This is a genomic window from Chitinophaga sp. RAB17, from assembly GCF_052114225.1.
In the GTDB taxonomy this organism is placed as follows: Bacteria; Bacteroidota; Bacteroidia; order Chitinophagales; family Chitinophagaceae; genus Chitinophaga.
This window is the reverse complement of sequence record NZ_JBFREI010000003.1, coordinates 546,539-568,065: the sequence shown is the minus strand read 5'-3', so window position 1 is coordinate 568,065 and position 21,527 is coordinate 546,539. Positions and strand designations below refer to the sequence as shown.

Below are 21,527 nucleotides of genomic sequence, written 5' to 3'. Positions count from 1 at the left end.
GTATACTGTTTGTTATTAACGGTGGAATAATGAACGGAGCAGCGCATGGCATTTATAGGTTTGTGTATCAGCGGGCATCCTGATGTTAAAAAGAGGAGAACCCGGCTTTCCCGGATTCTCCCAAGGTTTTGCATTCACCTTAGTTGTTTTTTCCGGCTGTGAGGCTGGAATATGTTGCAAGTAAGGCGGGAAGGACTAATGAAAGCGTTAACAAAGCATTAATTGCCCCTGTTAATGTCCTATTAACGACATTAATTTCACCTCGTGTACGATGGAAGCCTTATGGAGTAACGTTTATCAGGAAATCAAAAAGATTGACGGTTGTTTCCAGTTGCAGTTTTTTACGGAGCCGGTAACGGCTGATCTCTACTCCTTTTACGGAAATATTCATCAGCTGTGCAATTTCTTTAGAACTTAAATTCAATTTGAGGTAGGCGCAGAGTTTCAGATCTGTGGCGCTTAGTATGGGATATTTCTTTTTTATGATATGGAGAAAATTATGATGTATTTCATCGAAGTGTGCAGCAAATTGTTCCCAGTCGTTGTCACCTTTTTCTGCATCTTCCAATAACCGGAGGATGGGCTTAAATTCGCTGCCAGCATTTGACAGGCCCGTTTTTTTCAGGAGCAGGGACAGTTCTTCCCTGATACGGGATACCAGCTTACCGCGGTTTACCATGTGCATAGTGATGGTGGCCAGCTCTTTATTCTTCAGGTTGACTTCAGAGGACAGTTTGTCATTCTGCAGCGCGATGATTTCCTTTTCATTTTTATATAGTTCCAGCTGGTGGAGGTAATTTAATTGTTTTTGTGCGGTAGCATGTTGCTGTTGCAGATGGCGTACCCGTTTTTTATGTTGCTCCAGTAATCCGAAAATCAGTCCCAGCGCAAGGAGTACATAGGCGGCATATGCCCATCCGGTTTGGTACCAGGCCGGCATTACTTCAAATGTATAGCTGACGGCATCAGAGATGTTACCAGTAGTATTACGCGCCCTCACCGAAAAAGTATAGGTACCATAGGAGAGATTGGTATAATCTTTTTCTGTACGGGGCGACCAGTCGGACCAGTCCCGATCGAAGCCACTGAGTTTGCAGCTGAATTCAACATTGTCTTTTTGTGGATATACATTGGCGGTATATTCAAAGTGAAAAGAGTTCCATTGTTTGGGCAACTGTGCCATGTTTTCTTTGGCTGTGCCGGTATAGCCTCCGAAAATCAGGCTGTCTTTCGGCGACAAGGCATTAACACTGCTCAGTAGCACATTGAGATGTGTGCTGGCATTCATGTACTGCAGGTAGTTGATATGATAAATGCCTTTGCTGGAGCAGATGAAAATATTTTCTTTATCGTAAGGATAAATATAACCGGGGCTGGCTGGCGCCTGCGCGGGAAGCGTAGGGAACCAGATCAGCGAAAAATAACTGCTGTCTGCCGGATGGTTGAAATCCACTACGCCGATCAGTTGATTACTCACAAACCAGATATTGCCTTCTTTGTCTTCAGTCAGAAAGCGGACCGGCATATCTTTAAAAAAGGGTTTGAAATAGGCCGATGGCGCCATTTTATGAGTGGTGGCATTGTATTCATATACTCCTTTTTCGGTGGCAATAGCGATCCTGTTCTTTACATGATAAACATAGTTGTTGGTGCCGGCGGGTAGTCCGTCTTTTTGTGTCAGGATAGTTTTGTGAATTACCTTTTTTTTATCCGGCGATAGTTCCATGCGAAAGATGCCACGATAAGGATGGGAGCCCCAGATGATATTATTATCCGTTGCCAGGAAACGCATGGACTCATACAGGCTGTCGATTTTTATGATGTTATCTGAGAGTATGCCATTTGTGTAGGGGAACAGCAACAAGCCTGTATAGGCGCCGGCGATGACGGTTTGCTGAGAATTTGCTCCTGGTGACAATGGTAAAAAAGACCAGGTGCCCTGTTTATCTGCCAGGGGCGTGGCCTGGCCATCACTGATCCGGAAGGCGCCGTCCTGATGTGCCATTAACAACTGTTTATTTACTTCCTGCAGCCCCCATACCTGCCCTTTGGTATGTGCTACTTCTGTGAAAGTGCCGCTGTTGGCGCTGAGATCTTTTTCTTCCGGATTTACCGGGAGCGTAAATAAGCCATTGGAGGTACCTACGTACAGCTGATGATTGAAAACGGTGATGGCGCTGCCGGATACTCCATTGTTTTTATCTGGATAGATATGCCGGAGGGAAGTGCTGTAGTTAACGAGATCGATACCGTTTTCCAGCCCCAGCCAGAGGTTCCGGTCTTTATCAGGAAAAAGACAAAAGATATTATTGTTTTGGAGTCCTTCGCTGCGGGAAAAACGCTGGAAGAGACGCCCTTTCTCATCCAGGATGAACAGGCCATTGCCAATAGTGCCAATGGCATATTGGTTATCTGCTATTTTCCGGGCGCAGTTGATCCGGTCGTTTTGCAGAACGGGATCGATACTGGTTTTATGTGGTAGTAGGGTATTATTACAGAGTAGAAATAAACCATTATTAAGAGAAGCTACCAGCAAGGTATCGCCTTTGTAGGCGGTGATATCTTTAATACGCAGACTGGTAGTGGGTATGTTATTGCAGGCAGGCTCCCATTTGCCATTTTTTAATGTCAGCAGGCCCAGGGTGCGGTCGGTGGTATATAATTGTTGATTGGCCCAGGCCATCATGAGCCAGCCACCGGGTGCATCGAAAAAGGTGATTTTGTTCTGTTTTAGTTCGAAAATGCTTTCTATGGTCCGGAAATAAACCACATCACCGGCGATAATGATATCCCAGATGTCTGCAAACTGGTGATCTACCGGTGGGATGAGGTGTTTCAGGGAATGATATTCCAGTGTACCATTAGCTGCCGGGAAGAAGTAGCCAATTTCATCGTGTCCGCCTACGTAAATTTTTCCCGTGGGATCTACGGCTACAGATCTTACTTCCGCTTTATTAGGGAGCCGGTGTAGTTTCCAGTATCTGCCATTGAAGGTGAGCAGGCCATCGTTGTTGGCCATATATAGAATGCCATTGCTGCCCTGTCGGATACATCTTATATCTGCACTGGCGTGAAAGTCCAGACTGTTGTAATTAATGATGTCCGGCAGGCCGATCGTCTGTTGTGCTCCGGCAGGTATGGAAAGGCAAATGAAAAGTAAAAGGAATATCAGGACTCGATGCATAGACCAAAACAAAATAGGGTTTTTCTTCCGGAAATTTCTCGTGTAGTGGTATTGTAGAGGTAATAAATATCCGGAATCAATTGATTATCAATATTGGTAGAGGGAATGTTTAGGTGTGAAAATAGCAGGTGAAGGGATTAATCCTGATATTTGTTTTCACAGGAATGGCACTAAGGTCCACCATTTTTTTCCTGGTCCGCGTTAAAAGGTAACTGTAAAACCACTGTTTAAATATAAGATCGCCTATGACTCGTTTGCTGGGGTATATTATTTTAGGGGCATTGTTTTCACGGCCGGCATTCTCTCAATCTGTTATTCATGTGAACCAGGTGGCTTATGATAGTCGTGGTCCGAAAACTGCCGTTGTAAGTAGTGATGTGCCGCTGCCGGTACCGTTGCACTTTTCCCTGCAAAATATAGCAGACAATAAGGTAGTGTACATCGGTAAGACCGATAAAGCGGCACGGGTACCGGAATGGTTTGCCGGTAAATATTATTACCGGGCAGATTTTTCCTCCTTCCGGGCAGCGGGGAATTTCCGTATAACCATTACCGTTAACGAGGCTACTTATACTTCTGCTCCATTTGAAATCGGGGATAATCTACTGGCATTAAAAGTGGTGCCGGCCATCTTACGCTTTTATAAAGGACAGCGGGCCAATACACCCGAAGAAGAAGATGCGGATAAGCGTGTGTTGTTATATGGCAGCGATAAGCGGGTAGATATCCGTGGGGGCTGGTGTGACGCCTCCGGAGATGTCAGTAAATATTTTTCTCACCTGGCCTACGCCAATTTCATGTCACCGCAGCAAATTCCGCTGGTGACCTGGTCATTGATTAATCTGCGGGAAACCGCGCCGAAGTTGCTGTCTTCTTTACAACAAACAACAGCGGCAGAGCAGGAAGCCCTGTGGGGAGCGGATTATATGATGCGTGCCTTGTCCGACAGCAACTATTTCTACATGACAGTGTTCAGCTATTTTAATAAAGATGCGCATGCCAGGAGGATCGTTGGTTTGCTGGCCAACAGCGTGACCACGGCTGACTACCAGTGCGCTTTCCGGGAAGGTGGTGGGATGGGTATCGCAGCATTGGCGAGGATTGCAGGCTGGAAAAAGAACGGCGACTTTACCGCTGCTCAATATCTTGACGCCGCTAAAAGAGCTTTTGCCCATTTGTTGATACATAATAAGGAGTATGATGATGACGGGAAAGAGAATATCATAGATGATTATTGCGCATTGATGGCGGCGACTGAACTATGGATTGCCACCGACAGTGCGCTTTACAGAAATGAAGCGCGGCACCGCGCCGGTAATCTGACGCGGCGTTTATCTCCCACAGGCTACTTTATAGCAGACGATGGCGACCGGCCTTTCTTCCATGCCTCCGATGCGGGGCTGCCAGTGATTGCACTGGTACGGTATCTTGATAAGGAAAAAGATAGCCGTTACCGTGATACGGCGTTAACCACCATTCGCAAAGCCCTGGACTACAACCTGGCGGTCACCGGTAACGTGAGTAATCCTTATGGATATGCGCGGCAGCATTTTAAATACCGGGGTAGGGTAAAGGCTGGATTTTTTATACCGCATGAAAATGAAACCGGCTGGTGGTGGCAGGGCGAAAATGCGCGGCTGGGATCATTGGCAGCAGCGGCTATCACCGGCGGGAGACTGGTATATCCGGCTAAAGGTAATTGGGGTGTACGCGTGCCATTGGCGGATTATGCTTCTCATCAGTTGTCGTGGATCCTTGGTGAAAACCCTTATGATATGTGTTTCCTGTATGGTTATGGAAAGAACAATGTGCCTTATATGAAAGCATTGTACGGACATGGTACCGGTAAGGGCGGTGTTTCTAACGGGATCACCGGTCACAAGGAAAGTGGTGATGGTAGCGGTATTGATTTCAAAGAAGAAGACAATGGCAATGAGTGGCGGTGGACGGAGCAATGGATTCCGCATTCCGCCTGGTTTCTGCAGGCTATCACTGCAATGGCGAAAGAATAGAATTATATTGAGGTTACATAACCAAATCACATGTCAATCAAAACAAACAGATTACTATCTATTGATGCATTTCGCGCCATTACCATGTTGCTGATGATTTTTGTGAATGATGTAAGTGGGGTCAGTAATATTCCGGCCTGGATAGAACATGTTCGGGGAGATGAAGACGGGATGGGCTTTGCAGATACCGTATTCCCTACCTTTCTTTTTATTGTGGGACTTTCTATTCCATATGCCATTGGGTATCGTATAAAAAAGCAACAGTCGTTTTTGAAAATTGAAACGCATATCGTGTTAAGGTCAGTAGCGTTGATTGTAATGGGCTTCTTTCATGTCAACCTGGAAAGCTACAGTTCCGCTGCCGTGTTACCTTATGCGGTATGGGAAATTATTATTACGCTCAGCTTTTTCCTGGTATGGCTGGATTATCCGGAAACGATGTCTAAAACGCTCAGGTATAGCCTGACTGCTGCGGGTATTGTGTTGCTGGCGCTGATGGCGTGGCTCTACAAGGGTGGTGATGCGGAGCATCCGCATGGCATGCAGCAGTCGTGGGGTGGCATCCTCGGTATTATAGGATGGGCTTACCTGGTAAGTGCTACGGTGTATTTGCTGATCCGGGGTCGCTTCGAATTGTTGCTGATAGCGCTGCTGTTATTCCTGGCTATTAACCTGGGCACGCATGGAGGCTGGTTTCCTTTCTGGCTGTGGATTATCGGCGATGCGTCTTCTATTACGCTGATCCTGGGCGGTGCATTTATGTCTGCTTTGTACAGCAGGTTGCTCCAACGTGGACGCACCAACGCTGTATGGCCGTTTTTTGCGTTGATAGGTATAGGTGCCATTGTACTAGGATTCCTGGTACGGCCTTATACCGGTGGTATTTCAAAGATAGGATCTACACCAGCCTGGGTATTGATTTGTGGAGGTATTGGTATACTGATGTTTGAGTTACTGATTTTCCTGGTAGATGTGAAAGGTAAATTTCATTGGTTCAGGATCATCAAACCGGCGGGTACCAGCACGCTGACCTGCTACCTGATGCCTTATTTGTTGTACTCACTTTATTCACTGGTAGGTTTTCATTATCCGCAATGGCTCGACAGTGGTATAGGCGGTATTTTCCGCTCTTTTGCAGTGGCGTTTGTACTGATCATTATCGTGGGATTCCTGGAGAACAAGAAATTAAGAATAAAAATCTAGCATGCTACAAAAATATTCATTTCAACAAGAGATTATGAAGTATTTGCATTCACCAAAGAAAGGAGGTATCTATTTTTTAATGCTACTACTCCCGGCTTTACTTAACGCTACTACACCTGCTCTGCGCGTATTTGAAAAAAACACGGCGGAGCAGGGGAAGCCGGTGATCATTGGTTATGTAGGTGGCTTTCGCGGCCTGGTGGATGTGGACAAAATTGCGGCCAATAAGCTGACGCATATCAATTATGCTTTTGTAAATGTGCAGCATAACCGGGCGGTGTTAAGCAACGAAAAAACAGATACGATCAACCTGCGCAGGTTAAATCTGCTGAAAGAAAAAAATCACGATTTAAAGATCCTGATTTCTATTGGGGGCTGGGCCTGGAGTGCTAATTTTTCAGATGCGGTATTAACGGATACTGCCCGCCAGGCATTTGCCACCAGTGCAGTGGATATTATCCGGAGATATGCACTGGATGGGGTAGATATCGACTGGGAATATCCTGCCAGACCTGGTGAAACCGGTAATATATATCGTCCGGAAGACAAGCAGAACTATACGCTGATGTTTGCTGCCTTGCGGGCGGAGTTAGATAAGCTGCAAAAGGAAACACATCAGAAGAAATTACTGACAACGGCTGTTGGTGGCTTTGAGTCTTTTCTGGAAACCTCAGAGATGGGAAAAGCTCAGCAATACCTGGACTATATCAATCTGATGACCTATGATTTTTATTCAGATAAAAATGCTGGTCATCATACCAACCTGATGACCGCTGCTGGCAATCCTGCGGGGCATTCTGCTGATAAGGCGGTGAAGGCCTATGTAGCAGCAGGTGTCCCGGTAAATAAGCTGGTGATGGGAATCGCCTTTTACGGCCGGCGGTTTATACTGGCCGATAGCACCGGCACGGGGCTGGGTGGAAAGATCATATCGCAGTCTTTCGGTAAAGGCTATACGTTTACGAAAGATAGCCTCGTGAATAAAAAGGGTTTTATTGCCTACCGCGATGAAAGCGCCAAAGCACCTTATCTTTTTAACCCAACTACACGGGAGTTTATTACCTACGATGATGAGTGGTCCGTACAAAACAAATGTGATTATGTGACGACGCATAAAATGGCAGGAGTGATGTTCTGGGAATATTCTTCGGACGAAAAAGAATATTTGCTGGACCAGATTAATACCTCGCTGGGAGGGAGACAACACCTGGATAGTAATCCCGCTTTCACTGCGCTGGTGCTGTATGAAAACGGAGGACATCACGTGGCATTTTCAAAAGCTGCCCGCGTATGGCTGGACCAGCTCGCTGCGAAGAATAATTTTGTGGTCAACTATATAAATAATACAGACAGTATCAATGATGCTTACCTGAAAAAGTACCAACTGTTCATTCAATTGGATTACGCGCCCTATGGCTGGAAACCAGAGGCTGCAGCGGCTTTTGAACGGTATATTACAGAAGGTCGCGGTGGCTGGGTTGGTTTTCATCATGCTACCTTGCTGGGAGAGTTTGATGGCTTCCCCATGTGGAACTGGTTTTACAATTTCATGGGAGGCATTCGTTTTACCAATTACATTCCTGACTTTGCCGATGGTAAAGTGACAATAGAGGATAAAAATCATCCGGTAATGAAGGGCATTACATCTCCTTTTATTATTAAAAAAGAAGAATGGTATACCTACGATAAAAGCCCGCGGCCGCAAGTGCGTGTACTGGCCAGCGTAGATGAATCTTCCTATGTACCCGCCTCTGATAAAAAGATGGGCGATCATCCGGTGGTATGGACCAACGAGCATGTAAAGGCAAAGAATATATACATTTTTATGGGACATGGCTCCGCATTGCTGGAGGATCCGGCTTATACACAACTGTTTCAGAATGCTATTTTCTGGGCTGCTGTTAAGTAGCCTGGGAAGTACCGTGCAGTGCAGCAGGCTTAGTGGAACTGCACTGCGCTAATTTTCGTATACGCGTTTACGTTTTTCTTTGATGGGCATTGCCCCTGACTTCCTATTGCCCGTTAGCACCATTTGTTCCCATGTAGTATGTAAAGGATACCCGCTATTAATTAAACACAAATACACAATTATGATGAAGAAAAGACCATTGTTATTATGCCTGTTGTTACATGTCAGCTTCACAGCAGCGGCTGTTAACAAGCCACCTGCTTTTAAAGTACTCGCTTTTTATAATCTCCGTGTAGAGCCGGACCATGTTGATTTTGCAAATGATGCGCTGGTATATTTCAAGCGTTTGGCAGGAGAAAAAAATTTCCAGTTTGATACTACTACGGATTGGTCCAAAATGAATGCAGCCGTATTGAGTAAGTACCAGGTGGTTTTGTGGTTGAATTTTTTCCCTACTACGCCGGAACAGCGGGCTGCTTTCAGCACCTATATGGAGCATGGTGGTGGATGGATTGGATTTCATGTAGCAGGCTACAACGATAAATATACACAATGGCCCTGGTTTGTGAACTTCCTGGGCGGCGCTGTTTTTGTAAATAATAATTGGCCGCCATTGCCTGCAAAATTGCATGTAGATCCAACCAATCACCCGGTGACAAGGCATTTACCCGCGGACTATCTGAGTCCGGCTAATGAGTGGTACCAATGGGACCCCAGCCCCCGGTTAAGTAAAGATGTAAAAGTATTGGTCACCTTAGATGCCGCGAATTATCCGTTGGGAAAAAAGAACCTGTTGACTTCCGGTGATATCCCGGTAGTGTGGACCAATAAGAAATACAATATGCTGTATGTTAACATGGGACATGGTGATAAAATATTTACCGATTCACTGCAGAATAAAATGTATGAAGATGCCCTGTTATGGGTGGGGCGTAAGAAAAAATAGATTATTTACCAGTGAATAAGTCCACAGCGGGCCAGGGTGTATTGGGATCATTCACGGCTTCCCATAGCAGACCATCAAGGTCATTAAAAAAACTGCTGTCTGTGCGGGTGTTGCAAAGCATTACCCAGGTAAATCCGTGATGAGAGCGAATGATTTCGCTGGCAGTACCAGGGAGTGAGCCGGAGTGCCACCAGTTGTGATAGGGATTCACGGCCCATCCCAGGGCATAGCCGGGATTAGCGGTGGAAGCAGTGCTCATAGCAGTGATCGCAGTACCTGTTAGTATATCTGAAGGAGCAGGGAAACCATCTACGTGTACGAGCAGGCGGGCAAGATCGGTAGCGGAAGCAATCCAGCCACCATGTGCATCCATGCGGGTAATATTGTAAATGTAGGGTTGTTCGCCGTGCTGTCCGTAGTACACTACTTCATTTGGTTTTCTTTGCGCTAAGGTGTTGCCTCCTATTTGCATGGTGGTGATACCGCAGGGTTGTAGTACTGCTTTTTTTACATAGGCCTCATAGGGCATACCGGATACTTTTTCGATGATCCTGCCGAGTATACAATAGCCGAAATTAGAATAGGCATATACGGTGCCGGGTGTATTTTGCAGTGGCTGATGGGTGATGGTCCATGAAATCAATTCATCTGCCGACATAGCAGGATGGCTGAACATAGGGTCTGTACCGTTGTTGGTCCAGCCTCCGGCAGTATGTTGCAGCAGTTGGCGAACGGTGATTTTCCGGAGATTTTCCGCGTAAGGCGGTTGACCATAAGTTGTGCCGAGTATGCCTTTCTTCCCAAACACGGTAGCATCCAGCGACAGTTTTTTAGCATCCACTAATGTAAGTATAGCCGTAGCCGTTATACACTTTGAAACACTGGCAATACGAAATAAACTGTTGGTAGTAGCAGTGGATTGTTGCAGCGTATCTGCATAACCGTAGCCTTTGGCATATACCAGTTTACCATGGTGTGTAATGGCGATAGCCATGCCGGGAACATGATATTGCTTCATGAAAGTAGTGACAGTGTTATCTATTGCCGGTAAGTTTTGCGCAGTAGCAGTAAGCCTTTGGGCCACGCCGATGAGCAAACAGAAAGGTATAAGGAGTGATCTCATTTCTTTAAGGTACAAAAATATTTCCTTCGAGGTAAGTCTTACAGTGGCCACCAATAAATACGCGGTCGCCTGCATCTACACAGTATAATTTCCCTTTTCTGGCAGATAGCTGTAACGCGACCATTTCCTTCTTGTCTAGTTGGGCGCTCCAGAAAGGTATCAGGGAACAATGGGCGGACCCGGTTACCGGGTCTTCAAAGATGCTGGCCTGCGGTGTAAAAAAGCGGGATACAAAATCCACTTCTTTTCCTTTGGCGGTGATGATGATGCCACCGGGATCCAGGTTGATCTGGTCCAGGATGGCTTTGTCTGGTTGCAGGTTGCGGACAATTTCTTCATCATGATACACGAGTATATAATCTCTTGCCTTGAGTACTTCCATAGGGTATACGCCCATGCCTTTGAGTATTTCAGGTGGGAGAGAAGCGGTTGTTGCGGGTCTTGATGGAAAGTTGAGTGTAAGCAGGTCATTATTTTTACTCACTGCCAGCGGGCCGCTTTGTGTATGAAAGGTGAGCTGGTGCATGTCCCAGCCCAGGTGGTTGAAGAGTACATGTGCTGTGGCGAGGGTAGCATGTCCGCAGAGATCCATTTCTATTTCGGGTGTAAACCATCTGAGTTCATAGTGGCCGGACTGCGGAGTGGGGACAAAAAATGCGGTTTCCGGCAGAAAGTTTTCTGCGGCTATTTTCTGCAGGATATCTGTTGGCAACCAGGCTTCCAGTTGGCAAACCGCAGCCGGGTTGCCGTGGAACAGTTCATCGGTGAAAGCATCTACCTGGTAAATGGGTATATGTGGCATGACGAAGATGATTTGCTGGACCCCAAAGTTATTGCTTTTTTAAGCGTGTTGATCTGCGTGTATTTGATGAGTGTTGGTGGTGGAGAGTGTTGTATGCCTGCTGCTGCGGGGGAGGGTGATTACCCAGAATATTAATCCGATGGCGCTGATGGCAGCACCGAGTATACATACGCCTGTCCACCCGGCATGGGCATATGTAGTGGTGGCTGCAATGCTGCCTATGCCGCTGCCAATAGAGTAGAAGAGCATATAACCTGCTACGAGGCGGTTACGTGATTCCGGACGAATCTGGTAGATCATGCTTTGATTGGTGACATGTACGGCCTGTATTGCCAGATCGAGCAGGATAATGCCGGCAAGGAGTGCCCAGATGGATTGTGTGGTGAAACTAAGGGGTATCCAGGAGAGGACCAACAAGGTGAGTGCTACGCCGGTGGTCCATTGTCCAAGGCCGCGATCGGCGAGGTGTCCGGCTCTGGCGGCTCCCAGGGCTCCGGCTACGCCTATCAGACCAAACATGCCCACTACGGTATGCGTAAACTGATAGGGTGGAGCACTGAGGGGTAACACGAGAGAAGTCCATAGTACACTGAAGGCAGCGAAGATGAACATGGCAATGAAGGCGCGGACCCGGAGGATGCGTTCTTCGTAGAAAAGCCGGAAAACAGAGGCCAGCAGTTGGGGATAGGAAGCGACTACTTTGCCGGGATCATTTTTGGGGAGTGCCCTGAACAATGCGATGGCCGTGAGTAGCATCAGGACTGCGGAGAAGACATATACCGCTCTCCATCCGGCAAGATCAGCGAGGGTACCGGAGATAGTGCGTGCGAGCAGAATGCCCAGCACCACTCCGCTGGTGACAAGTCCCACGATACGCCCACGCTCTGCAGGAGCCGCCAGTGTGGCGGCATAGGCCACCAGTGTTTGAGTGACAACTGCCAGTAATCCAACGGCGGCGATGCCTGCAAAGAAGAGAGGTTGGGCAGGTGCCCAGGCGACTAACAATAAGGCCACCATTGCGAGCAATAGTTGGGTGACGATCAGGCGGCGGCGGTTAAACAGGTCGCCCAAAGGCAGGAGTAATAATAGTCCCAGGGCATAGCCTGTTTGTGTAATGGTGACAACGATGCCTACTGCGCCTGGCCGGATATGGAGGTCTTGCCCCATGGTGTTGAGTAGTGGCTGTGCATAGTATACGTTAGCTACGGCGCATCCGCTGGCGGCTGCAAATAACAAGGCGGTGGTTTTAGATAGTGGTACGGCTTTTTCCATGAAAAGTATTTTTTATTCTGTACCAATTGGTACAGAATAATTTATGAAATTGGTTTGCAGTTTACATTGTTAGCAGAACTGATGAGCTGAACTTTATCAGGATCTAGTCCAGTATTTTTAATTGCGTTTCTATGATGGCAGCGAGGGATTCGTTATCGGGATAAATTCTCCGGGTAATACCTAGTCCGTTCCAGTTATTGAGTAATAAACGGGCCAGCAGTGCCGGTTCCAGCTTAGAGGTAAGCTTACCTTGTTCTTTTCCCCGGAGTAAGGCTTTCAGGAAAAGACCCTCCAGGTCCTGCAGGTGGTGCACAGCTCTTTTCATCAACAGGATTTCGGTATTAGATAATTCTGCGATGGCATTGCCCATGATGCAGCCCCGCTGGTGTATTTTTTTGGGACTCTCTGTAATCCTGCGAAAAAATTGCCGGATGTATTCAATGGGGTCTTCTGTTTTGTCCAGTTCTTTTTTAAACCGGGCAATCGCGTTTTCGCTATGTTGCGCCAGTGCCTTTTCAAAGAGTTCTTTCTTGCCTCCCTTAAACGCCAGGTAAAAACTGCCTTTACCGATGCCCATTTCCGCCAGCAGATCTTCCGTAGAAGTAGCTTCATATCCTTGCCGCCAGAAGAGATCAGCTGCTTTGCCGATCACTTCCTGATCATCAAATATTTTAGGTCTGCCTGACATACTGTGGTTATTTTAACCCAAAGGTATATTCTTTACCAGTTAGTACAAAATTTTTCCGGCAACAAAAAACCTGCGATCTGCGCAGGTTCTTGTTGGTGTTGGAAAAAGATTGACTAGTGGTGCGGGGTTTGTGGGTGAAGTAGTTGAAACAACGCTTTTTGCAAATCATCATTATGAAGGTTGTTTAACTGCTCGGTTGCTATTTCGTAGTAGGCAGACTTTTTACCCAATACGCCGATAACAAACGTATGCCCGGCCTGCACCGGTTCAGCTGTTTGAGGATGCTTTTTTGATAGTGTTACCACTACATCTTTGAATTTTGACATGTGGTGAATATAATAAAAAAAAACGGGATTGGGGAGCTGTTCGGTGGAGAGGGGCCATGCCATGCACTATTTCCCTGATATATTACTATTTTACAGTATGACTGCAAAATTAAGTAAGCGGGCGCGATTTGAAGGCTGTATTTTGGGCGGCATGGGCAGGTAGCGGGTGCACTATCAGGATCAACAAAAATTCCGGCTGCATTGTTACAAAAGTTACAATCGCTGCCGGAATATGTATATATCAATCGGGTACTAACGGATAGTTACCCTACGTAATGGTTGTATTACTAACTTACTCTTACCCCATGCAATAATTTCTCCATCGCATTTTGCAGCGATCCTGCGCGGGTTACTTCTCCTGAATTCACGAAAAATATTTCGTCTGCATTTTCAATGGTATTCAGTCGGTGTGCAATAATTACACGCGTAGTAGATGTGGGTAGTTTTTCCAGTATTTCGCCCAGCAACTGTTCCGTAACGGTATCAATATTTGCAGTGGCCTCATCGAGTATTAACAGGTCCGGTTTCCGGAGAACAGCACGCATAAAGGCAATCAGCTGTTTTTGTCCCAGGCTCACCCCATCGCCGCCTGACACTACTTTTGATTCCAGGCCTTCTTCGAAGATAGCCAGTAGCTTTTCCAGGTTGGCTTCTTTGATCACTTCTGTTAGCTGGTCGTTGGTATAATCTTCATACAGCGGATTGCCGTATAATATATTTTCTTTTACCGTACCGGTAAACAGGAATGGTTCCTGCAAAATGAAACCGATTTTCTGGGAGCGTTCATCTGCATCATAGCCACGGATATCTTTTCCATTCAACAACACAGTGCCCTGTGTTGGATCGTATAAACGTGCAATGAGAGAAGCGGTGGTCGTTTTACCACCTCCGGTTGGTCCTACTAATGCATAGGTTTTACCTTGTTCCAGGGAAAGACTGATATTGTGTAATATTTCCCTGCCTTCAGGATAACCGAAATGTACATTTCTGAACTCCAGTAATGGAGCGTTGGATGTATTGGCAGCTACCGCCGGTACAGTTACCAGGTCTGTTTCCAGCGCCAGTATTTCAGAGATCCGGTCCCATCCCGCCATGGCTACCTGAAAGTTGGCCCAGAGTGTGGCGAGTTGTCTTAATGGATTATAAAAGTAGTTAGCGTATGCCAGGTAACTCACCAATAAGCCTATACTGAATTCTCCCTGTGTAATCAGGTAAATGCCACCGGTGAGTACCAGCAGTTGTGCGATACTGGCACACATGGCATAGAATGGAAGAAATACGTTATTGGCTAAACCAGCGCCAATGGCGGTTTCGTAATTCTTATCGTTAGCTTCGTTGAAACGTTTTCTGAAATAATCGCGGCGGTTGAAGGCAACGATTACCTTAAAATTACTGAGGCTTTCCTGAATTTCTGCGCTCATACCACCTACTGTTTTGAGGTTGGCAGCATTTTTTCTTTTGATCCAGGGCGATAATATCCTGGTGAAGATCAGAATGAGCAAAGCGGGTGCCAGCGCAGCGATACCTATTTTGTAATTGATCACCAGTAAAAAAATACCGGAGCCAATCATCGTGGCGATGTTACCCACAAACTGCATCAGTGATTGTGAAAAAAACTGGTTGAGTTTATCGGTGTCGTTGTTGACACGGGAAATAAGGTCTCCTGCTTTATTTTGATTAAAAAAAGCAACCGGCAGTTGTTGTATTTTACTGAAGATGGAATTACGGAGTGTGAACAAGGTACGTTGACCCACACCTCCCATCAGTTTAGTTTGAAAGAAGCTGGTAAATAACGCTACCAGGTACATACACAGTAATATACCGGAGAACACCAGTACGCCGTGATATTGTTTATGCTGTACATAATGATCGATCGTGTAACCAATTAAAAAAGGTCCCAGCAGATTGAGCGTAGAGTTCAGCAGAATAGCTGATAACGCGATGATCAGATTTTTTTTCTCATGGGAAATCAACTGCAGCAGATTTTTGAATGCGGCGTAGTTGGATGTTTTATGTTCCTTCCCGGTATATTTATTAAGATTGTAATTCATAGTTGCTGGTACTTTGTTGGGAATTAAAGATCTGGATGTACTCAGGACTGGAATTGATCAGTTCATCGTGTGTACCGCTGGCAATAATTTCGCCCTGCATGAGCAGGATGATCTGATCGTAATGTGTTACAGAAGAAATTTTCTGTGTCACCGACAGGAGTGTGATGCCCGGATATTCCGTCTGAACGTTGGCCAGTATTTTCTTTTCCGTATTGGTATCTACGCGGGCGGTGAAATCATCCAGCAGCAGGATCTTTGGGTTGATGGCCAGTGCGCGTGCCAGCATGATGCGCTGTTTTTGTCCGCCGGAAAGACTGTTGCCTCTTTCTGACACGATGGTGTTTAGTTTTTCGGGCAACGCTTCCGTGAACTCTTTGAGTTCAGATGTGTACAGTGCTTTTTCCAGGGATGCATCAGTGACACTGTCATTGAAGGCGATGTTTTCCCGGATGCTCATATTGAAGATAATGCTGTCCTGGAATACAAAGCCAATCTGGCTGTGAAAGGATTCGGAATTATAATCTGATACCGGACGGCCATCTATCAGCACGGTGCCGGAAGACGGCTTTATGAGGCCGGTAAGCAAATACAGCAATTGGGTTTTACCAGCAGCAGTAGGACCTATCACGGCTACTTTTGATCCGGCTTTTACGGTAAAAGAGATATTTTTAAGCACTGGTTTCTGACCGTAGTTGACGGTAATATCCCTGAACTCAATGTCTCCCTTAACAGGAGTATTAATGGTGCCACCGGGCATGATGTCCGGCATATTGATGACGGCGCTGATCCTTTGGTAGGAAGCAGTGGCCTGGGCAATAATATTGCTCATAAAGCCGATCACCAGTATGGGGAAGATCAGCAGGGCGAGGTAGCTGTTGAACGCAGCGAAGTCACCGAGACTCATGGTATCAGTGATAACAAAATGTCCACCGAGTGCGAGGATTAAGAGTCCGGCTATGCCGGCAGAGAAAGTGATCACCGGGATCAGTCCTGCAAACATCCGTACAATAGAAAGACCAAAGTTCATGGCTTTGCCATTGGCATCGAGGAATTTTTCATATTCCAGTTGCTGGGAATTAATCACCCTGATGAGGGCCGCACCGAGGATACTTTCGTTGATAACCTTATTGAGCCAGTCCATTACTTCCCTGCTTTTGATGAACAAGGCCCTTACCTTACGTAATACCAGGAAGAAGGTAATACCGATAACGGGAAGGGTGGCAATCACGGCCAGGGCCAGTTTCCAGTTGATGGTGAGCAGTAATATACTGGCACCAATAATAATGAACAGGGAAGATACGAGGGAAACGATCGCCTGGGACACAAATAATTTGATGGAATCCACATCTGCAATCAGGTTGGTCAGCAACCGGGAAGGGTTGGCCTGCTCTATCCAGGCATAACTCTGGCCGGATATTTTATCTGAAATTTGGGTGCGGAGGTTCCTGGCCACTCTTTCAGACACATATGTTTGTATGATATTCTGAAGATAGGTAAACACCAGGATGATGACGATAGCCACCAGGAATTTTATCAGTAACGGATTGAGCTGAAAGGTGCCATGCTCATATGCATCGATGCCGTTTCCGATAATTTTGGGTAGCCATAAGTTGAGGCCATTGCTCAACAGCGTAAACAGTATCAGCAAAACAACCATGCCCATATATGGTTGCAGCAGACTGAATATGCCGGCTTCTTTCTTTTTAGTACCAGCTTCTTGTTTCATCTTACCAGATATGTTTTGCAGCTAAAAACAGGATTTCCATTTTTGAAGACGAATGCTTCCTTTAAATATTGTATAATAGGAGGCAAGATAGGATGTTTTTTTAGCTTTTAGCTGTTAGCCATTAGCTGTTAGGCAATGCAGCGGAGAATATCATGGTTTAACTAAAAGTTATGGCTTAAAAACTAATAGCTAAAAACCGGATACAACGGAGAATGCCCGTATTCTCTGCTGTATCCGGAATATGTTTAAATACTAAGTGTAGCCTGTTGTTTCTTTTCGCAGATGGCGCTCGCAAACCATTGAAATTCATCCATGAATTTTTGTGCCGATCTGAGTGTAAATTCATTGGTTAATTCCTGCGCGTCATTGAATGCGCCATATACTTCCGGCACCAGTAATTTAGTGGGAAGTGGGAATGCGCCTAAGCTGAGGATCACCTGTTGCAGTTGAGTGGCGGCATTAATGCCACCAAATTTGCCCGCGCTGACAGTCACGATGCCGATTACTTTCTTCGAAAATTCGCCGTAAAAATAGTCGAGTGCATTTTTCAATACACCGGAAAAGCTACCATGATATTCTGGCGTAACCATGATCACCGCATCTGCTGTGTGGAGGCGGTTACTTAAATCCTGTACTGCTGCCGGCAGCTGCGGATGCTTTCCCACACGCTCTTCCAGCATGGGCAGGGGCGTTTCTGCAAGGTCTATCAGATCAATGGTACTTCCATTTGCCTGCAATTTATGCTGCAGGTAATGGGCGATCTTCTGGGATTGTCTTCCCTGACGGATACTGCCAATTATTATTGCTATTTTCATTGTAATGGATGTTTATGTTTAAAGTATATACATGCAGAGGCCTGCTGCCTGAAAGCAACGAGGCTGCCATCGCCTTAACTGTTGATTCGTATATGTTTAATAATATCAGCCGGAGGGCCCTGCCGGTTGATATGACGGAGCAGTAGTTTTGAATCACTGCATACACGGGTCCTGCACACGGTATACGCGCGGCAGTGCCGGTGTTGCGGGATCGCAACTATTCGTTTTAGTTATGGGACAAAGATAGTATCTTTGCTGAATAAACCAAATAAACACTTTGTTTATTATGAATAATAATTTTGCTGACAATGAGCGGGCGATATGGATACTTAAAACCAGGGGACCACAACCTTTATGTGCATTAGCAGAAGAGTTGAAAGTAACCATGGAGGGAGCGCGTTTTCAACTGCTCAAACTGGCAAATGAAGGATTGGTAGAAGCTACTACAGAATCAAAGGGAAGAGGAAGACCAAAACAGATCTGGTCTTTAACAGATGCCGGCAATGCCCGTTTTCCTGACCGTCACCAGGACCTGGCGCTGAAGCTGCTCTGTAATATGAGTAAAACATTATCTCCCGAAAATATGGGCAAAGTACTGGATGCTACTGCACAAAGCACACAGGAGAAATACCAGGAAGAGCTGAAAGATTGTAAAGACCTGGAAAGTAAGGTGCTTCAGCTGGCAGATCTCCGCAAGCGGGAAGGTTACATGGCGGAGTTCAGAAAAGAAGGGGATAGTTTTCTGCTGATAGAGAATCATTGTCCTATTCAGGCGGCGGCCAAATGTTGCAGCTATTTTTGCCAGATGGAACAGGATGTGTTTGGAGCAGTGCTTGGAAAAAATGCTGCGATAGAAAGGATAGAGCATATACCCGGCGGCCAGCGTCGTTGCGTGTACCGCATTTCGGAGAAGTGATTTGTTTTATATTTTAGAGAGATAAGATCCTGTACTATGGTGATTAATTAAAAAGATTGTTCGTGGTTGCGGGACTGCTGACTGGCAGTTGTTAATAAAATATTTATAGCCGTCTGTACTTATGTAAATGTTATCCTTATGACTATTATTGTAAGATTTGGCGCATTTGCTGCCATAGCAGCCGGTGTTGCCGGTATGTTCTTTTGTCTTCCTTTCCTCTTTTCAGCAAGAATAGAAGCCCTGGTAGGAGCCGGATTTCCTTTTGCCGGCGACTCTTTTATTGCAGGTGCAGGATTGATCGCGTTATCAAAAACTTCTTTTGAAAAAATAGCTATGGTAAATGCTATTGCAAAATGGGGGTCTTTTACCGCCATAGCAGCCGGTATTGCAGGCATGTTTTATTGTTTGCCTTTCCTCTTTTCTGTAAGGATAGAAGATCTTGTGGGAGCAGGTTTTCCGTTTATGGGCGGTGCGGTTATTGCCGGCGCAGGATTGATCGCGTTATCTAATTTGTCTGCCGCCAAAGAAAAAGCAAAGTGATATCTAATGGAAGCAATTATTTTTTGTGGTATACAGGCTACCGGTAAAACATCTTTTTACAAACAGCATTTTTTTGAAACGCATATGCGGATCTCTATGGATCAGCTACATACCCGTAACAAGGAAGGACGTTTTTTAGATGTATGTTTTTCCCTGCAACAACCGTTTGTGGTAGATAATACGAATCCGGGTAAAGCAGACCGGGAGAGATATATTGCCCTGGCAAAGCAGTATAAATTTAAAGTGAAGGGATATTATTTTAAGTCGGCGTTGGCGGGGGCTATAGAACGTAACAGTGGCCGATCTGGTAAGGCATTTATCCCGGAGGCTGGTATTCGCGGCACCTACCGCCGGCTGGAGTTGCCCTCGCCGGAAGAAGGATTTGATGAACTATATTTTGTAGAGATAGCAGACAATAGGTTTGTTATAAAACCCTGGACCCATGAAGTTTGATGATCTGGATTTAAAAATGCGTGTATATGAAACAGCGCACGATACACAGGTATTGCCTGGTATGTATATGATAGCGAGGATTGATGGTCGTGGTTTTACACGGCTTACCAAAGAAACGCATCCTTTTGAAGCACCTTTCGATGTACGCTTCCGCGATTACATGATTGCTACTACAGAGCACCTGATGAATTGTGGGTTTAAGGTAATTTATGGCTATACACAAAGCGATGAAATTTCTTTGTTATTTGATTTAAATGAAACGGCTTTCTCCCGGAAGCACCGGAAATATAATTCCATACTTGCCGGAGAAGCCAGCGCGCAGTTCTCGGTATTGCTGGGGAGTGTGGCAGCCTTCGATTGTCGCATCTGTGAATTGCCTAATGCCCAACTCGTAGAAGATTATTTTCGCTGGCGTAATGAAGATGCTCACCGAAACTCCCTGAATGCACACTGCTATTGGCGTTTAAGGCAGCAGGGTGCTACTAAAACAGATGCCTCCAAACGTATTGAAAAGCTTAGTATCGCGGAGAAAAATGAGCTGCTGTTTTCGATGGGCGTAAATTTCAATGAACTACCCTTATGGCAAAAAAGAGGCACCGGTATTTACTGGACAGAAATAGAGAAAGAAGGTTTTGATGCGAAACAGCGAACTACCGTGATTGTGAAAAGAAAACAGCTTTGCCGCAATATGGAATTGCCGATGAGAGACGAATATAATGAGTTTATCAGTCGGATTATAAACGCTGTGTAATGGGAGGGGCATCCCTGGAATACGGCGTCCGGTACCCGCAGCAGTAAAGGTTATCAACGGAATAGTACCAGTTATTTTCCCCATAACCATAAATAAATCAGCTTTTATCGGTATTTTTAGAGCGATAAATAATCATTTATATTGTCAGGCGAGGAGGTTCCAGGGATGATAGCCGAGTATTCAAACAAGGAGCATATTTTACTGAAAAAGTTTGCTGGTGGAGACCAATCTGCTTTCCAATTTATATTTAACCAGCATTACAGAGCGCTATGTTATTTTGCCTTTACCATTGTTGATAGTGAACAGGAGGCAGAAGACCTCGTGCAGGAAACCTTTTCAAAGCTCTGGGATAAACGAGGCGATTTTAAATCTGCCACCAATATAAAAGCCTTTCTTTTTATTGCCACCAAAAATGCCTGCCTCAATTATCTGAAGAGCCGGGAGCGGTTATCTATCAAGGAAAAGGAGTTTTCCTATTTACAGGAAGAGCAGGTAACAGATGAGATGAGTGGTTTTGATGCTGTACTCACAGAAACAGAAATTATACAGCAGTTATACGAGGAAATAGAACATCTTCCAGCCCAATGCAGGCGGATTTTTAAAATGAGCTACCTCGAAGGACGCAAGAACGAAGATATTGCCACTACCTTACAGATCTCCTACAATACTGTCAGGGCACAGAAGCTACGGGCGCTTAAGCTCATCAGAAGCAGCCTGATAAAAAAGAACATATTACCATTGTTAGGGGTTTATATCACCCTGATCAAACATTATTACAATTATTAATCATTTGTTTTAAGGGAGAAATAT

At 45.6% G+C, this 21,527-nt stretch carries 18 protein-coding genes; 9 read left to right on the top strand and 9 right to left on the bottom strand.

Annotated elements, in window-relative coordinates:
- Positions 1-280: 280 nt before the first annotated feature.
- Positions 281-3,184 (bottom strand): ligand-binding sensor domain-containing protein, encoded by a 2,904-nt coding sequence (locus tag AB4Z08_RS14045; RefSeq protein WP_441574378.1) that lies wholly within the window; start codon positions 3,182-3,184, stop codon positions 281-283.
- A 245-nt stretch (positions 3,185-3,429) separates the two neighbouring features.
- Between AB4Z08_RS14045 and AB4Z08_RS14040 the strand changes: the two genes are divergently transcribed.
- The 4 genes from AB4Z08_RS14040 (at position 3,430) to AB4Z08_RS14025 (ending at position 9,254) form a co-directional block, all read left to right on the top strand.
- Positions 3,430-5,196, top strand: coding sequence for a glycoside hydrolase family 9 protein (locus tag AB4Z08_RS14040; RefSeq protein WP_441574377.1), 1,767 nt, complete (start codon positions 3,430-3,432; stop codon positions 5,194-5,196).
- Positions 5,197-5,226: 30 nt separating this feature from the next.
- The gene (locus AB4Z08_RS14035; protein ID WP_441574376.1) at positions 5,227-6,399 is read left to right on the top strand and encodes a DUF5009 domain-containing protein; all 1,173 of its coding nucleotides are present in this window, start codon (positions 5,227-5,229) and stop codon (positions 6,397-6,399) included.
- Between the two features lie 34 nt (positions 6,400-6,433).
- A complete protein-coding gene (locus AB4Z08_RS14030; RefSeq protein WP_441574375.1) occupies positions 6,434-8,308 on the top strand; it encodes a glycosyl hydrolase family 18 protein in 1,875 nt (624 codons plus the stop codon).
- A gap of 181 nt (positions 8,309-8,489) precedes the next feature.
- The gene (locus AB4Z08_RS14025) at positions 8,490-9,254 is read left to right on the top strand and encodes a ThuA domain-containing protein (protein WP_441574374.1); all 765 of its coding nucleotides are present in this window, start codon (positions 8,490-8,492) and stop codon (positions 9,252-9,254) included.
- A gap of 1 nt (position 9,255) precedes the next feature.
- Here the strand turns inward: AB4Z08_RS14025 and AB4Z08_RS14020 are convergent, their stop codons facing one another.
- From AB4Z08_RS14020 to AB4Z08_RS13985, 8 genes are all read right to left on the bottom strand, one after another.
- Positions 9,256-10,377: a serine hydrolase domain-containing protein gene (locus tag AB4Z08_RS14020; RefSeq protein ID WP_441574373.1), complete on the bottom strand. Its 1,122-nt coding sequence runs from the start codon at positions 10,375-10,377 to the stop codon at positions 9,256-9,258.
- A gap of 4 nt (positions 10,378-10,381) precedes the next feature.
- A complete protein-coding gene (locus AB4Z08_RS14015) occupies positions 10,382-11,179 on the bottom strand; it encodes a PhzF family phenazine biosynthesis protein (RefSeq protein WP_441574372.1) in 798 nt (265 codons plus the stop codon).
- 39 nt (positions 11,180-11,218) lie between these two features.
- Positions 11,219-12,451 carry an MFS transporter gene (locus AB4Z08_RS14010; protein WP_441574371.1) on the bottom strand — a complete coding sequence of 411 codons (1,233 nt, stop codon included), beginning with the start codon at positions 12,449-12,451 and terminating at the stop codon, positions 11,219-11,221.
- 103 nt (positions 12,452-12,554) lie between these two features.
- Entirely contained in the window at positions 12,555-13,139 is a 585-nt protein-coding gene (locus AB4Z08_RS14005; RefSeq protein ID WP_441574370.1) for a TetR/AcrR family transcriptional regulator, read from the bottom strand.
- A 113-nt stretch (positions 13,140-13,252) separates the two neighbouring features.
- On the bottom strand, positions 13,253-13,465 hold the full coding sequence (locus AB4Z08_RS14000) for a hypothetical protein (RefSeq protein WP_441574369.1): 213 nt from the start codon (positions 13,463-13,465) through the stop codon (positions 13,253-13,255).
- Positions 13,466-13,752: 287 nt separating this feature from the next.
- Positions 13,753-15,516: an ABC transporter ATP-binding protein gene (locus AB4Z08_RS13995; RefSeq protein WP_441574368.1), complete on the bottom strand. Its 1,764-nt coding sequence runs from the start codon at positions 15,514-15,516 to the stop codon at positions 13,753-13,755.
- Entirely contained in the window at positions 15,500-17,242 is a 1,743-nt protein-coding gene (locus AB4Z08_RS13990; RefSeq protein ID WP_441574367.1) for an ABC transporter ATP-binding protein, read from the bottom strand. The genes AB4Z08_RS13995 and AB4Z08_RS13990 overlap by 17 nt, the downstream gene beginning before the upstream one ends.
- Positions 17,243-17,487: 245 nt before the next feature.
- On the bottom strand, positions 17,488-18,057 hold the full coding sequence (locus tag AB4Z08_RS13985) for an NADPH-dependent FMN reductase (protein WP_441574366.1): 570 nt from the start codon (positions 18,055-18,057) through the stop codon (positions 17,488-17,490).
- Positions 18,058-18,343: 286 nt separating this feature from the next.
- Between AB4Z08_RS13985 and AB4Z08_RS13980 the strand changes: the two genes are divergently transcribed.
- The 5 genes from AB4Z08_RS13980 (at position 18,344) to AB4Z08_RS13960 (ending at position 21,503) form a co-directional block, all read left to right on the top strand.
- Positions 18,344-18,973, top strand: a complete 630-nt coding sequence (locus AB4Z08_RS13980) for a helix-turn-helix transcriptional regulator (protein ID WP_441574365.1) — start codon at positions 18,344-18,346, stop codon at positions 18,971-18,973.
- A 138-nt stretch (positions 18,974-19,111) separates the two neighbouring features.
- Positions 19,112-19,513 (top strand): hypothetical protein, encoded by a 402-nt coding sequence (locus tag AB4Z08_RS13975; protein WP_441574364.1) that lies wholly within the window; start codon positions 19,112-19,114, stop codon positions 19,511-19,513.
- Between the two features lie 6 nt (positions 19,514-19,519).
- Positions 19,520-19,966: an AAA family ATPase gene (locus AB4Z08_RS13970; protein WP_441574363.1), complete on the top strand. Its 447-nt coding sequence runs from the start codon at positions 19,520-19,522 to the stop codon at positions 19,964-19,966.
- On the top strand, positions 19,956-20,717 hold the full coding sequence (locus AB4Z08_RS13965) for a tRNA(His) guanylyltransferase Thg1 family protein (protein WP_441574362.1): 762 nt from the start codon (positions 19,956-19,958) through the stop codon (positions 20,715-20,717). Before AB4Z08_RS13970 ends, AB4Z08_RS13965 begins: the two co-directional genes overlap by 11 nt.
- A 141-nt stretch (positions 20,718-20,858) precedes the next feature.
- Positions 20,859-21,503, top strand: a complete 645-nt coding sequence (locus AB4Z08_RS13960) for an RNA polymerase sigma factor (protein WP_441574361.1) — start codon at positions 20,859-20,861, stop codon at positions 21,501-21,503.
- Positions 21,504-21,527 lie beyond the last annotated feature (24 nt).

Coding starts and splice junctions, on each gene's coding strand:
- AB4Z08_RS13975 (WP_441574364.1), top strand. CDS start 19,112: ATGACTATTATTGTAAGATTTGGCGCATTTGCTGCCATAGCAGCCGGT.
- AB4Z08_RS13970 (WP_441574363.1), top strand. CDS start 19,520: ATGGAAGCAATTATTTTTTGTGGTATACAGGCTACCGGTAAAACATCT.
- AB4Z08_RS14035 (WP_441574376.1), top strand. CDS start 5,227: ATGTCAATCAAAACAAACAGATTACTATCTATTGATGCATTTCGCGCC.
- AB4Z08_RS13965 (WP_441574362.1), top strand. CDS start 19,956: ATGAAGTTTGATGATCTGGATTTAAAAATGCGTGTATATGAAACAGCG.
- AB4Z08_RS14030 (WP_441574375.1), top strand. CDS start 6,434: ATGAAGTATTTGCATTCACCAAAGAAAGGAGGTATCTATTTTTTAATG.
- AB4Z08_RS14025 (WP_441574374.1), top strand. CDS start 8,490: ATGATGAAGAAAAGACCATTGTTATTATGCCTGTTGTTACATGTCAGC.
- AB4Z08_RS14000 (WP_441574369.1), bottom strand. CDS start 13,465: ATGTCAAAATTCAAAGATGTAGTGGTAACACTATCAAAAAAGCATCCT.
- AB4Z08_RS14020 (WP_441574373.1), bottom strand. CDS start 10,377: ATGAGATCACTCCTTATACCTTTCTGTTTGCTCATCGGCGTGGCCCAA.
- AB4Z08_RS14005 (WP_441574370.1), bottom strand. CDS start 13,139: ATGTCAGGCAGACCTAAAATATTTGATGATCAGGAAGTGATCGGCAAA.
- AB4Z08_RS14015 (WP_441574372.1), bottom strand. CDS start 11,179: ATGCCACATATACCCATTTACCAGGTAGATGCTTTCACCGATGAACTG.
- AB4Z08_RS14010 (WP_441574371.1), bottom strand. CDS start 12,451: ATGGAAAAAGCCGTACCACTATCTAAAACCACCGCCTTGTTATTTGCA.
- AB4Z08_RS14040 (WP_441574377.1), top strand. CDS start 3,430: ATGACTCGTTTGCTGGGGTATATTATTTTAGGGGCATTGTTTTCACGG.
- AB4Z08_RS13985 (WP_441574366.1), bottom strand. CDS start 18,057: ATGAAAATAGCAATAATAATTGGCAGTATCCGTCAGGGAAGACAATCC.
- AB4Z08_RS13980 (WP_441574365.1), top strand. CDS start 18,344: ATGAATAATAATTTTGCTGACAATGAGCGGGCGATATGGATACTTAAA.
- AB4Z08_RS14045 (WP_441574378.1), bottom strand. CDS start 3,184: ATGCATCGAGTCCTGATATTCCTTTTACTTTTCATTTGCCTTTCCATA.
- AB4Z08_RS13990 (WP_441574367.1), bottom strand. CDS start 17,242: ATGAAACAAGAAGCTGGTACTAAAAAGAAAGAAGCCGGCATATTCAGT.
- AB4Z08_RS13995 (WP_441574368.1), bottom strand. CDS start 15,516: ATGAATTACAATCTTAATAAATATACCGGGAAGGAACATAAAACATCC.